General features: G+C 69.0%; 10 protein-coding genes. 9 read left to right on the forward strand and 1 reads right to left on the reverse strand.

The genetic code is table 11. The features are described from left to right. The first annotated feature begins 132 nt into the window (after window positions 1-132). The 9 genes from ngcE (at window position 133) to ACZ6KF_RS05050 (ending at window position 12,314) form a co-directional block, all read left to right on the forward strand. The gene (gene ngcE / locus ACZ6KF_RS05010) at window positions 133-1,584 is read left to right on the forward strand and encodes an N-acetylglucosamine/diacetylchitobiose ABC transporter substrate-binding protein (protein ID WP_356634609.1); all 1,452 of its coding nucleotides are present in this window, start codon (window positions 133-135) and stop codon (window positions 1,582-1,584) included. Window positions 1,585-1,730: 146 nt separating this feature from the next. Further along, a complete protein-coding gene (locus tag ACZ6KF_RS05015) occupies window positions 1,731-2,660 on the forward strand; it encodes a carbohydrate ABC transporter permease (RefSeq protein ID WP_356634611.1) in 930 nt (309 codons plus the stop codon). A 15-nt stretch (window positions 2,661-2,675) separates the two neighbouring features. Then, complete coding sequence (locus tag ACZ6KF_RS05020) at window positions 2,676-3,599, forward strand: carbohydrate ABC transporter permease (protein WP_356634613.1); 924 nt, start codon at window positions 2,676-2,678, stop codon at window positions 3,597-3,599. Window positions 3,600-3,782: 183 nt separating this feature from the next. Next, window positions 3,783-4,982 (forward strand): ROK family transcriptional regulator, encoded by a 1,200-nt coding sequence (locus ACZ6KF_RS05025; protein WP_356634615.1) that lies wholly within the window; start codon window positions 3,783-3,785, stop codon window positions 4,980-4,982. Window positions 4,983-5,102: 120 nt separating this feature from the next. Beyond that, complete coding sequence (locus tag ACZ6KF_RS05030) at window positions 5,103-6,215, forward strand: sugar ABC transporter substrate-binding protein (protein WP_356634617.1); 1,113 nt, start codon at window positions 5,103-5,105, stop codon at window positions 6,213-6,215. Window positions 6,216-6,402: 187 nt separating this feature from the next. Then, entirely contained in the window at window positions 6,403-7,194 is a 792-nt protein-coding gene (locus tag ACZ6KF_RS05035) for an ATP-binding cassette domain-containing protein (protein ID WP_356634619.1), read from the forward strand. Then, the gene (locus tag ACZ6KF_RS05040; protein WP_356634621.1) at window positions 7,191-8,486 is read left to right on the forward strand and encodes a sugar ABC transporter permease; all 1,296 of its coding nucleotides are present in this window, start codon (window positions 7,191-7,193) and stop codon (window positions 8,484-8,486) included. Before ACZ6KF_RS05035 ends, ACZ6KF_RS05040 begins: the two co-directional genes overlap by 4 nt. 194 nt (window positions 8,487-8,680) lie before the next feature. After that, window positions 8,681-10,597, forward strand: a complete 1,917-nt coding sequence (gene dxs, locus ACZ6KF_RS05045; RefSeq protein ID WP_356634623.1) for a 1-deoxy-D-xylulose-5-phosphate synthase — start codon at window positions 8,681-8,683, stop codon at window positions 10,595-10,597. A gap of 187 nt (window positions 10,598-10,784) precedes the next feature. Further along, window positions 10,785-12,314 carry an amino acid permease gene (locus ACZ6KF_RS05050; RefSeq protein ID WP_356634625.1) on the forward strand — a complete coding sequence of 510 codons (1,530 nt, stop codon included), beginning with the start codon at window positions 10,785-10,787 and terminating at the stop codon, window positions 12,312-12,314. Between the two features lie 64 nt (window positions 12,315-12,378). On the opposite strand, the gene ACZ6KF_RS05055 is transcribed toward ACZ6KF_RS05050, so the two are convergent. Continuing rightward, on the reverse strand, window positions 12,379-12,747 hold the full coding sequence (locus ACZ6KF_RS05055) for a PIN domain-containing protein (protein ID WP_469237338.1): 369 nt from the start codon (window positions 12,745-12,747) through the stop codon (window positions 12,379-12,381). Window positions 12,748-12,772: the final 25 nt, after the last annotated feature.

Genomic DNA, 12,772 nt, shown 5'->3' on the forward strand with positions numbered 1-12,772 from the left:
AGTGGACTATACCTGTCGGCGATTCACCCAACGCGCGATCCGCGTCATCTGCCCGACCCTGCTTGACCCCACCGCGGTGCCGGGGAGGATCCGGTTCACCGCCTGAGTCCTGAAGAAGGCGAGGACTTGAGCATGGGATCCATTTCCGCCGAGAACACCAGCAGTCCCGAAGGCGTCGGCCGGCGCGCCCTGATCAAGCGGTCCGCCGCGCTCGGGCTGGCGTCGGTGCCGGCCATGAGCCTGCTTTCCGCCTGTGCCAGCGGCGGCGGGGGGGACGACGACTCGGGCGACGACACCCGGGGGAAGACGTCGAAGGACAACCCCTTCGGCGTCAAGGAGGGCAGCAAGCTCGACGTCGTCATCTTCAAAGGCGGATACGGCGACGACTACGCCAAGGCGTGGGAGGCCGACTTCGAGAAGAAGCGCGGGGTCGTCTCCACCCACACCGGCACCCAGGAAATCACCGGGAAACTCCAGCCCCGGTTCAACGCGGGCAATCCGCCGGACATCGTCGACAACTCCGGCGCCCAGAAGATCAAGATCGACGTCCTGCACCGCAACGGCCAGCTGCTCGACCTCGCCGAGGTACTGGACGCGCCGAGCGTGGACGACCCCTCGAAGAAGGTCCGCGACACCGTCATCCCCGGCACGCTCGACCCGGGCCTGCAGGGGGGCAAGGTCGTCGCCCTCAACTACATCTACACGGTGTGGGGCCTGTGGTACTCCGGCAAGCTCTTCCAGGAGAAGGGCTGGCAGGAGCCCAAGACCTGGGACGACTTCCTCGCCATCTGCCGGGACGCGAAGTCCCAGGGCATCGGCGGCCTGGCCCACCAGGGCAAGTACCCGTACTACATCAACGTCGCCATCATGGACCTGATCGCCAAGAAGGGCGGCCTGGACGCCATGAAGGCGATCGACAACCTGGACCCGAAGGCGTTCGTCGGGTCCGACGCCGCGCAGGCCGCCGTCGAGGCGATCTACGAAGTCGTGGAGAAGGGCTATCTGATGCCCGGCACCAACGGTCTGACCCACACCGAGTCCCAGACCCGCTGGAACCAGTACAAGGCCGCCTTCATCACCTCCGGCTCCTGGCTGGAGAACGAGCAGCTCAAGCAGACGCCCCCGGACTTCGACATGAAGTTCCTGCCGATGCCGGTGCTGCCGGACAGCGTGATGCCGTTCGAGGCGATCCGGGCCGGCTCGGGCGAGCCCTTCATCATCCCGGCCAAGGCCAAGAACCTGCCCGGGGCCAAGGAGTTCATGCGGATGATGCTCTCGCGCGAGTGGTCGACGCTGTTCGCCAAGGAGGCGAACTCGCTCACCATCCTCAAGGACGGCGTCGACCCGAGCGTCCAGCTGCGGCCCGGCACCCAGTCGACCGTCGAGGCGTCCAAGGCGGCCGGGGAGAACACTTTCCGGTTCCTGTACTCCGAGTGGTACAGCGAGATGGACTCGGCGATCCAGAACGCGTCGAACGAGCTGATGGCCCGGCGCATTCAGCCGAAGGAGTGGCTGAAGCGGGCCCAGGCCGCGGTCGATGAGGCCGCGAAGGACCCGGAGTCGAAGAAGAATCGCCGCGAGTAGTTCCGAGTCGTTTCCGACGAGCGCCGCGAGGGGCGCGGTGGAATGCGGTCCGCGGCTCGCCCGCGGTGGGCCCGGCCCGTGCGGCGGCACCGCACACCGACACCGCCCGCGCCCCTTTCGGGGCTCACAGGCAGGGGCAGGTTTTCATGCGTAAGGGGCAGTATCGGTTCGTCGCCGGGTTTCTCCTCGTGCCCGTCGCGCTCTACCTGGTCTTCGTCATCTGGCCGTACGTCCAGACCTTCGGCTATTCGCTGACGGACTGGAAGGGACAGTCGCAGACCTTCAACTTCGTCGGCCTGGACAACTACGAGAAGCTGTTCCAGGACGACGTCTTCCTGCGGGCGATCTGGCACAACATCCTGTTCCTGATCTTCATCCCGGTGATCACGATTCTGCTCGCCCTGTTCTTCGCCTTCATGGTGAACGCGGGCGGACGCAGCCGGGCCGGCGGGGTGTCGGGGGTCGCCGGATCGAAGTTCTACAAGATCGTCTATTTCTTTCCGCAGGTCCTGTCGCTCGCCATTCTCGCGGTGCTGTTCGGGGCCGTGTACCGCAGCGACAGCGGAGGAATGCTCAACGGCGCCCTGATGACCCTCGGGCTGGTCGACGAGAACAGTCCCGTCGAATGGCTCAACGAGCCCAGCCTGGTCCTGTGGGCGCTGATCCTCGTCGTCGTCTGGCACGGCGTCGGCTTCTACCTGGTGCTGTTCTCCGCGGCCATGCAGTCCATTCCGCGGGACATCTACGAGGCCGCCCTGATCGACGGGGCCGGCCGCGCCCAGTCGTTCTTCCGCATCACGCTGCCGCTGCTGTGGGACTCCGTGCAGACGGCGTGGGTCTACCTCGGCATCGCGGCGATGGACATGTTCATCCTGGTCTCCACCATGACCTCCGGCGAGTTCGGCGGCGGCCCGGACCACCGCAGCGAGGTCATGGCGACCGTGATGATGCGCAACTTCCTGTACTTCGGCGAGAGCGGCTACGCCTGCGCCATGGGCGTGGTCATGCTCGTCCTCACCCTGATCCTGTCCGTGGTCATGCTGCGCGCCACCCGCCGCGAGCGCGTCGAGTTCTGAGCGGGGGAGACGACGATGAGCACACCCACCAAGGAGACCGCCGGCCGTCCGGCCGAGCGGCCCGTGTCCAAGGGGCCGGTCCGGGCGGACGGCCGGCGCGGGGAGGGCGTGGTCCTCAACGCCTTCTCGCACGGCTTCCTCGCCCTGTGGGCCCTGATGATCGTCCTGCCGCTGCTGTGGCTGGTCCTGAGCGCCTTCAAGACGGACGCCCAGATCGCCGGCTCCGCCTTCGGCTGGCCCGAGAACTGGTCGCCGGACGTGTTCGGCCGGGCCTGGGAGAAGGGCATCGGCGACTACTTCCTCAACACGGTCGTGGTGCTGGCCTTCTCGGTGCCGCTGACCATGCTGTTCGGCTCCATGGCCGCGTACGTGCTGGCGCGCTACGAGTTCTGGGGCAACCGGCTGCTGTACTACTTCTTCGTCGCCGGGGCGATGTTCCCGGTGTTCCTCGCCCTGGTCCCGCTGTTCTTCATGGTCAAGCGGCTGGACATGCTCAACACCTACCAGGGCCTGATCCTGGTCTACATCGCCTACTCGATGCCGTTCACGGTCTTCTTCATGCACGCCTTCTTCCGGACCCTGCCCACCGCGGTGTTCGAGGCGTCGATCCTCGACGGGGCGTCGCACACGCGAACCTTCTTCCAGGTGATGCTGCCCATGGCCAAGCCCGGTCTGATCAGCGTGGGGATCTTCAACACGCTGGGGCAGTGGAATCAGTTCATTCTGCCGACGGTGCTGATGCAGCCGCAGAGCGGTGACGATCCGGAACGCTATGTGCTCACCCAGGGACTGATCCAGCTGAACCAGCAGCAGGGGTACGCCTCCGACCTGCCCGTGCTGTTCGCGGGCGTGACGATCGCCATGATCCCGATGCTGGTCGTGTACCTGTCCTTCCAGCGTCAGGTGCAGGCGGGGCTGACCTCCGCGACCTTGAAGTAGCCGTCGGTCACCGTCCGGGCGCACCCCGTTCCCCGCGCAGGGAGCGGGGTGCGCCGCTGTGTGCACAGCCGCGGAAATTGTTCAACCTCTTGACGGGAGGCAACCCGAACGGCTCAGCTTAGAGTTCACTAGTTGGACATAGACGGGGCCTCATTGAAGCGGTCCCGCGCGCAGGAGGTCGTCGTGGAGACTCCGGGGTCGCAGTCGTCGCTGCACCGAGCCAACCTGGAGCGGGTCGTTCGAGCCGTGCGACTGGCGGGTTCCCTCACGCAGGCGGAGATCGCGAGGACCACGGGTCTTTCGGCGGCGACCGTCTCCAACATCGTCCGGGAGCTGAGGGAGGGCGGGACCGTCGAGGTCACGCCCACCTCGTCCGGCGGCCGGCGGGCCCGCAGCGTCTCGCTGAGCGGTGACGCCGGCATCGTGATCGGCGTCGACTTCGGGCACACCCATTTGCGCGTCGCGGTCGGGAACCTCGCCCACCAGGTGCTGGCCGAGGAGTCCGAGCCGCTGGACGTGGACGCCTCCGCCGCGCAGGGGTTCGACCGCGCGGAGGAAGTGGTCGACCGGCTGATCGAGGCCACCGGGGTGAACCGCGCCAAGATCGCCGGCGTGGGCCTCGGCGTGCCCGGTCCGATCGACGTGGAGTCCGGGCAGCTGGGTTCGACCGCGATCCTGCCGGGCTGGACCGGCGCCAAGCCCGCCGAGGAACTGCGCGAGCGGCTCGGCGTGCCCGTGCACGTCGACAACGACGCCAATCTGGGCGCGCTCGGCGAGCTGGTCTGGGGCAGCGGCAAGGGCGTGCGGGACCTGGCCTACATCAAGGTCTCCAGCGGTGTCGGCGCGGGCCTGGTGATCGACGGGAAGATCTACCGGGGGCCCGGCGGCACTGCGGGAGAAATCGGGCATATTACACTTGACGAATCCGGCCCCGTCTGCCGCTGCGGCAACCGGGGCTGCCTGGAGACCTTCGCGGCGGCGCGCTACGTGCTGCCGCTCCTCCAGTCCAGCCACGGTACGGATCTGACCATGGAGGGCGTCGTCAGGCTGGCGAGGGACGGAGATCCGGGCTGCCGTCGGGTGATCGCCGACGTCGGCCGCCACATCGGCAGTGGAGTCGCCAATCTCTGCAATCTGCTGAACCCGAGCCGAGTGGTCCTGGGCGGTGATCTCGCCGAGGCCGGCGAGCTGGTGCTCGGGCCGATCAGGGAGTCCGTCGGCCGCTATGCGATCCCCAGTGCGGCACGCCAGCTCTCCGTTCTCCCCGGGGCACTCGGTGGCCGTGCGGAGGTGCTCGGAGCACTCGCCCTCGCCCTCAGTGAGATGGGTGATTCGACCCTTTTGGACGGCTCGCTGTCGCTGACCGCGCCCGCCTTCACTTAGAGAACGGATGGCACCGTTGCCAACCCGTTAAGGATTTACTTCTTGACGTCGTACGCGTGGCCGAGTTGACTTCCAGCCACCTCGGCCGCAACGACGCGGCCTCGTCAGGGAGGTTTCTGAATGAACACGCGTATGCGTCGTGCCGCCGTTGCCATCGCTTCGGGTGCGATGGCCATCTCGCTCGCTGCCTGCGGCAGCGCCGAGGAGGCGGGCGGCGACAAGGAGGCCACCGGCTCCGCCGCCGCCAAGGGCGACGACATCAAGGTCGGCCTGCTGCTGCCGGAGAACAAGACGGCGCGCTACGAGAAGTTCGACCGCCCCTTGATCGAGAAGAAGATCAAGGAGCTGACGAACAACAAGGCGGAGATCCAGTACAACAACGCCCGCCAGGACGCCAACCTCCAGGCCCAGCAGGTCGACACGATGATCACCAACAAGGTGGACGTGCTGATCCTGGACGCCGTGGACGCGAAGGCCATCCAGAACTCGGTCCAGAAGGCCGTGGACGCCGGCATCAAGGTCGTCGCGTACGACCGCCTCGCCGAGGGCCCGATCAGCGCCTACACCTCGTTCGACAACGTGGCGGTCGGCAAGACCCAGGGCCAGGCCCTGCTGGACGAGCTGGGCGACAAGGCCAAGGACGGCCAGATCGTCATGATGAACGGCTCCGTCACCGACCCGAACGCCGCCCAGTTCAAGGAGGGCGCGCACTCCGTCCTCGACGGCAAGGTGAAGATCGGCAAGGAGTACGACACCAAGGAGTGGTCGCCGGACAACGCGAACGCCAACATGGAGTCGGCGATCTCGGCGCTCGGCAAGAAGAACATCGTCGGCGTGTACTCCGCCAACGACGGCATGGCCGGCGGCATCATCACCGCCCTGAAGGCCGCCGGCATCAAGGTCCCGGTCACCGGCCAGGACGCCGAGCTGGCCGCCGTGCAGCGCATCGTCGCCGGCGAGCAGTTCATGAGCGTCTACAAGCCGTACGCCCCCGAGGCCGAGGCCGCCGCCGAGATGGCCGTCGCGCTCGCCAAGGGCGAGGACCTCTCCGCCATCGCCGAGGACAAGGTCTCCAGCGCCAGCGCCAAGGACGTCCCGTCGGTCCTGGTCGACGTCACCTCGCTGACCCAGGAGAACATCATGGACACCGTCATCAAGGACGGCGTCTACACGGTCGACGAGATCTGCACCGCCAAGTACAAGGCGGCCTGCGACAAGCTCGGCATCAAGTAAGCCGCAGCACGCGCGTGAGGCACGACGCGGGACCCCGGTGACGGAGTCCCGCGCCCGCCGCCCCACGCACCCCCTACTCCTCCGGCGCCCCGCGTCACATACAGCCCCGCAAGCTAGCCGCGGGGCGCCGGACGGAACATCCCCCCAGTCTTTGCACAACCTCCCGCCGGGTCAGGCGGCGAAGGAGATGGTTCACGTGTCCGCTACGCCCGTGCTGGCGTTGCGCGGGGTCTCCAAGCGGTTCGGTGCCGTCCAGGCGCTCACCGACGTAGAGCTTGAGGTCCACGCCGGTGAAGTGGTCGCCCTGGTGGGCGACAACGGTGCCGGAAAGTCCACGCTGGTCAAGACGATCGCCGGCGTTCACCCCATCGATGAAGGCGCCATCGAATGGGAAGGCAAGGCCGTAACGATCAACCGGCCGCACGACGCCCAGGCCCTGGGCATCGCGACGGTCTACCAGGACCTCGCGCTGTGCGACAACATCGACGTCGTCGGCAACCTCTTCCTCGGCCGTGAGCTGCGGAAGTGGGGCGTCCTCGACGAGGTCGAGATGGAGCGGCGCGCACGCGAGCTGCTGAAGACCCTCTCGATCCGCATCCCGAGCGTGCGCATCCCGATCGCCTCGCTCTCCGGCGGACAGCGCCAGACCGTGGCCATCGCCCGCTCGATGCTCGGCGAGCCCAAGCTCGTCATCCTCGACGAGCCCACCGCCGCCCTCGGCGTCGAGCAGACCGCACAGGTGCTCGACCTGGTGGAGCGGCTCCGGGAGCGCGGCCACGCCGTGATCCTGATCAGCCACAACATGGCCGACGTCAAGGCCGTCGCCGACAAGGTGGCGGTACTGCGTCTGGGCCGCAACAACGGCGTCTTCGAGGTCAAGACGACCTCGCAGGAGGAGATCATCTCCGCCATCACCGGCGCCACCGACAACGCCGTGACCCGCCGTGCGGCGCGCACGAACGGGGAGGTTTCCAAGTGAGCACCGACAAGACCTCCACGGCGGCGAAGGACGAGCACGCCGTCGAGAACCCCGAGGCGGCCGCCGCCGCGGTGACCGCGGTCGACCCGCGGCTCCTCGTCCGCGAGCGGGGCCTCGCCGGCTACATCGGCGAGTTCAAGCGGAAGATGAAGGCCGGCGAGCTGGGCTCCATCCCGGTCGTCATCGGCCTGGTGATCATCTGCATCGTCTTCCAGAGCCTGAACTCCGCGTTCCTGTCCGCGCAGAACATCAGCGACATCACCGTCACGATGGTCGGCACGGGCATGATCTCCGTCGGCATCGTCTTCGTGCTGCTGCTCGGCGAGATCGACCTGTCCGTCGGCTCGGTCAGCGGCGCCTCCAGCGCCATCGCGGCCGTCCTCGCGGTCAACCAGGGCTGGCCCGAGTGGGCCGCGGTGGTCTTCGCGATCGTGGCGGGCGCCGCCATCGGCGCGGCGCACGGCTTCTTCTTCGCCGTCCTCGGCGCCCCGGCGTTCGCCGTCACCCTGGCCGGCCTGCTGTTCTGGCTGGGCTTCATGCTCCAGACGCTGGGCGAGAACGGCACGATCAACCTCGACAGCGACGGCCTGATCGGCAAGCTGACCACGTACTTCTTCACGGACATCGCCGCGGCCTACGCCCTGGCCGCCGTGATCACCGCCGTCTTCTTCATCACCTCGTTCCTCGGCAACCGCCGGCGCGAGGCGGCCGGGGTCCCCTCCCGCCCGATGAGCGACACGCTGCTGCGCACGGGCCTGCTGGCCGTGATCTCCTTCGCCGCCGCGTTCATGTACAACCAGTACAAGGGCCTGCCGCTGGCCACGGTGATCTTCCTGGTGTTCCTGGTCGCCACCGACTTCGTGCTCCGCCGCACCACCTACGGCCGCAAGGTCTTCGCGCTCGGCGGCAGCGTCGAGGCGTCCCGCCGCGCGGGCATCAACGTCACCGCGGTGCGGATCTCGGTGTTCGCGATCTCCGGCGGCTTCGCGGCCATCGGCGGCCTCTTCCTGGCCTCCAAGATCGCCTCCGCCAACCAGAGCGCCGGTACCGGCGACCTGCTGATGAACGCGATCGCCGCGGCCGTCATCGGCGGCACCAGCCTCTTCGGCGGCCGGGGGCGCACCTGGAACGCCCTCCTCGGCGTCCTGGTGATCGTCTCCATCCAGTACGGCCTCCAGCTGGAGTCCATCGCCGAGCCGGTGAAGTACATGATCACCGCGGGCGTGCTGCTGACCACCGTGGTCATCGACTCGATCACGCGCAAGACGCAGAAGACCGCCGGCCGCGCATAGCCGCGCACCGAGCAGTCCCTGTGCCCGGCACCCCCGCGGTGCCGGGCACAGTCGCGTCGTAAAGCGCTGTCCCGGTGGGCCGGGCCGATCGCGTGACACAGGTCGCACCGCCCGGGCGCGGGCGGCCGGGCCGGAACATTAGACTCGACGAGCCCGGCAAAAGCTCGATCAGCTCTTACTGCAAGGAGGCACGGGTGCCGCTGCTGACCCGCATCACGGGACCGCGCGATCTGGACCGGCTCAGCCAGGAAGAGCTGGCCCTGCTGGCGGAGGAGATCCGGACCTTCCTGGTCGATGCGGTATCCAAGACCGGCGGCCACCTCGGCCCCAACCTCGGTGTGGTCGAGCTGACCATCGCCCTGCACCGCGTCTTCGACTCGCCGAAGGACAAGGTGCTGTGGGACACGGGCCACCAGGCCTACGTCCACAAGCTGCTCACCGGCCGCCAGGACTTCGGCCGGCTGCGCGCCAAGGGCGGCCTGTCCGGCTACCCCTCGCGCGCCGAGTCCGAGCACGACGTCATCGAGAACAGCCACGCCTCCACGGTCCTCGGCTGGGCCGACGGCCTCGCCAAGGCCAACCAGCTGCTGAAACGCGACGACCACGTGGTCGCCGTGATCGGCGACGGCGCCCTGACCGGCGGCATGGCCTGGGAGGCGCTCAACAACATCGCCGACGGCGACCGCCCGCTGGTCATCGTCGTCAACGACAACGAGCGCTCCTACGCGCCCACCATCGGCGGCCTCGCCAACCACCTCGCCACCCTGCGCACCACCGACGGCTACGAGCGCTTCCTCGCCCGCACCAAGGAGGTCCTGGAGCGCACCCCGGTCGTCGGCCGCCCGCTCTACGACACCCTGCACGGCGCCAAGAAGGGCCTGAAGGACTTCATCGCCCCGCAGGGCATGTTCGAGGACCTCGGCCTGAAGTACGTCGGCCCCATCGACGGCCACGACATCGAGGCGCTGGAGTCGGCGCTGAACCGGGCCAAGCGCTTCCGCGGCCCGGTCATCGTGCACTGCCTCACCGAGAAGGGCCGCGGCTACGAGCCCGCCGAGCAGGACGAGGCCGACCGCTTCCACGGCATCGGCCCCATCCACCCCGACACCGGCCTGCCCATCAAGGCCGCCGCCGCCAGCTGGACCTCCGTCTTCGGCGACGAGATGGTCCGGCTCGGCACCGAGCGCGAGGACATCGTCGCCATCACCGCCGCGATGCTCCAGCCGGTCGGCCTGAAGAAGTTCGCCGACGCGTTCCCCGACCGCATCTACGACGTCGGCATCGCCGAGCAGCACGCCGCCGTCTCCGCGGCCGGCCTCGCCACCGGCGGACTGCACCCCGTCTTCGCGGTGTACGCCACCTTCCTCAACCGCGCCTTCGACCAGGTCCTCATGGACGTCGCCCTGCACAAGTGCGGGGTCACCTTCGTGCTCGACCGGGCCGGCGTCACCGGCGACGACGGCGCCTCCCACAACGGCATGTGGGACATGTCGATGCTCCAGGTCGTGCCCGGCCTGCGCATCGCCGCCCCGCGCGACGCCGAGCAGCTGCGCGCCCAGCTGCGCGAGGCCGTCGACGTCGACGACGCGCCGACCGTGGTGCGCTACTCCAAGGGCGTCGTCGGCCCCGCCGTGCCCGCCGTGGGCCGCTTCGGCGGCATGGACGTGCTGCGCGAGCCCGGCACCGACACCCCGGACGTGCTGCTGGTCTCCGTCGGCGCGCTCGCCCCGATGTGCCTGGAGGTCGCCTCCCTGCTCGACAAGCAGGGCATCTCCGCCACCGTCGTGGACCCGCGCTGGGTCAAGCCCGTCGACGAGGCCATGGCGCCGCTCGCCGAGCGCCACCGCGTCGTCGTCACCGTCGAGGACAACTCCCGCGTCGGCGGCGTCGGCTCGGCCGTCGCCCAGGCCCTGCGCGACGCGGGCGTCGACGTCCCGCTGCGCGACTTCGGCATCCCGCCCCGCTTCCTCGACCACGCCTCCCGCGCGGAGGTCATGGCCGAGATCGGGCTGACCGCGCCGGCCATCGCCCGCCAGGTCACCGGACTCGTCGCCAAGCTCGACGGACGCTACGGCCGCACGGCCGACGAGGTCGAGGCCGCGCGCGACTGACCCGCGCCAGCGACCCCCGTACGACACCGCCGTACGGCGAGGAACCCGCGTACGGCCGAACGGGCCGGTTTCACCCGCGAACGAGGGGGAAACCGGCCCATTCGCGTGAAAGCTCCCGCGCCGGGGCATACGCACTACGCCCCCTCTCGATCATGTCGAGGACGACAAGCGTGGGAGGTAGTCCTCCGTGAGCAGCTCACTATTCCGGACCAAGAAGGTCGAACAGTCGATCCTCGACACCGAGGAGCCCGAGCACGCCCTCAAGAAATCCCTCTCCGCCCTGGACCTGACGGTCTTCGGCGTCGGCGTGATCATCGGCACCGGCATCTTCGTCCTCACCGGCTCGGTCGCCAAGAACAACGCCGGTCCGTCCGTCGCGCTGGCCTTCGTGGCGGCCGGCGTCGTCTGCGCCCTGGCCGCGCTGTGCTACGCGGAGTTCGCCTCCACCGTGCCGGTGGCCGGATCCGCGTACACCTTCTCGTACGCCTCCCTGGGCGAGCTGCCCGCCTGGATCATCGGCTGGGACCTCGTCCTGGAGTTCGCGCTCGGCACGGCGGTGGTCGCCGTCGGCTGGTCCGGCTACGTCCGCTCGCTGATGGACAACGCGGGCTGGCAGATGCCGGAGGCGCTGTCCGGGCGCGACGGGGCCGACGGGTTCGGCTTCGACATCCTCGCCGCGGCGCTGGTGCTGGTCCTCACCGCCATCCTCGTGCTCGGCATGAAGCTCTCCGCGCGCGTCACCTCGATCGTCGTCGCCATCAAGGTGACCGTCGTCCTCGTCGTGATCATCGCGGGCGCGTTCTTCATCACGGCCGACAACTACGACCCGTTCATCCCGGAGGCCAAGCCGGTGGAGGCCGGCGGCGGGCTGCACTCGCCGCTGATCCAGCTGATGTTCGGCTGGGCGCCCTCCAACTTCGGCGTGATGGGCATCTTCACCGCCGCCTCCGTGGTGTTCTTCGCCTTCATCGGCTTCGACATCGTCGCCACGGCCGCCGAGGAGACCAGGAACCCGCAGCGGGACATGCCCCGCGGCATCCTCGGCTCCCTGTTCATCTGCACCACCCTGTACGTGCTGGTGTCGATCGTCGTCACCGGCATGCAGCACTACACGAAGCTGTCCGTCGACGCCCCGCTCGCGGACGCCTTCAAGGCCACCGGACACCCCTGGTACGCCGGGTTCATCAGCTTCGGCGCCGCGGTCGGTCTCACCACCGTCTGCATGATCCTGCTCCTCGGGCAGACCCGCGTCTTCTTCGCGATGAGCCGTGACGGACTGCTGCCGCGGTTCTTCTCCCGCGTCCACCCGAAGTACAGAACCCCGCACCGGCCGACCATCCTGCTCGGCGTGCTCATCGCGATCGTGGCGGGCTTCACCAGCCTCAGCGAACTGGCCGAGCTGGTGAACATCGGCACGCTGTTCGCCTTCGTCATCGTCGCCATCAGCGTGATCATCCTGCGCCGCACCCGCCCCGACCTGCCCCGCGCCTTCCGCACGCCCCTGGTGCCGGTGCTGCCGATCCTGTCGGTCCTGGCGTCGCTGTGGCTGATGCTGAACCTGCCCGCGGAGACCTGGGTGCGGTTCGGCGTGTGGATGGCGATCGGCGTCGTCGTCTACTTCCTCTACGGCCGCTCCCACAGCCGCCTGGGCCGCCACGAGGAGACCCGCCCGGAGGACGTGGTGCATCCCCCGCGGGGCGCCGGCGGCGAGGGCTGAGACCCGGGCGCCCGGGGCGCGGCCGCCTGTGGACGCCCGCTCCGAGCGCCCCGGCCCGCGGCGCTCAGGGCCGGACCCTGCGCGGTCCCGTCACCTCGGCGCCGAGGGCCGTCACCCGCCGCCGCAGTTCGCGGTCCGCCGTCACCACCAGGCACGGCCGGTCCGCGCCCTCCTCGGCCACCAGCCGCACGATGCGGTCGTCGCCGCTGCCCTCCGCCGCCTCCACCCGCACACCGGACACCGGCTCCACGCCCCGGGCCGCGCCCTCCACCACCAGCACGATCTCCACCGGCCCCTGATGCCCCGGCAGCCCTTCCGCCGCCAGCCGGTCCCGCAGCCGCACCGCCGCCCCGTGCCGGTCCCGCCACCAGCCGTCCGGCACGGAACCGACGACGTTCGCCGCATCGACCACCACCAGCAACGGGACACCCATGGCACCAGCCTCCCACGGGCCCACC

Source organism: Streptomyces sp. NPDC046379, assembly GCF_055587785.1.

What these genes read in the sequence shown, in the direction of transcription:
- ngcE (WP_356634609.1), top strand. Translation starts at nt 133, where the DNA reads ATGGGATCCATTTCCGCCGAGAACACCAGCAGTCCCGAAGGCGTCGGC.
- ACZ6KF_RS05015 (WP_356634611.1), top strand. Translation starts at nt 1,731, where the DNA reads ATGCGTAAGGGGCAGTATCGGTTCGTCGCCGGGTTTCTCCTCGTGCCC.
- ACZ6KF_RS05020 (WP_356634613.1), top strand. Translation starts at nt 2,676, where the DNA reads ATGAGCACACCCACCAAGGAGACCGCCGGCCGTCCGGCCGAGCGGCCC.
- ACZ6KF_RS05030 (WP_356634617.1), top strand. Translation starts at nt 5,103, where the DNA reads ATGAACACGCGTATGCGTCGTGCCGCCGTTGCCATCGCTTCGGGTGCG.
- ACZ6KF_RS05035 (WP_356634619.1), top strand. Translation starts at nt 6,403, where the DNA reads ATGGTTCACGTGTCCGCTACGCCCGTGCTGGCGTTGCGCGGGGTCTCC.
- ACZ6KF_RS05055 (WP_469237338.1), bottom strand. Translation starts at nt 12,747, where the DNA reads ATGGGTGTCCCGTTGCTGGTGGTGGTCGATGCGGCGAACGTCGTCGGT.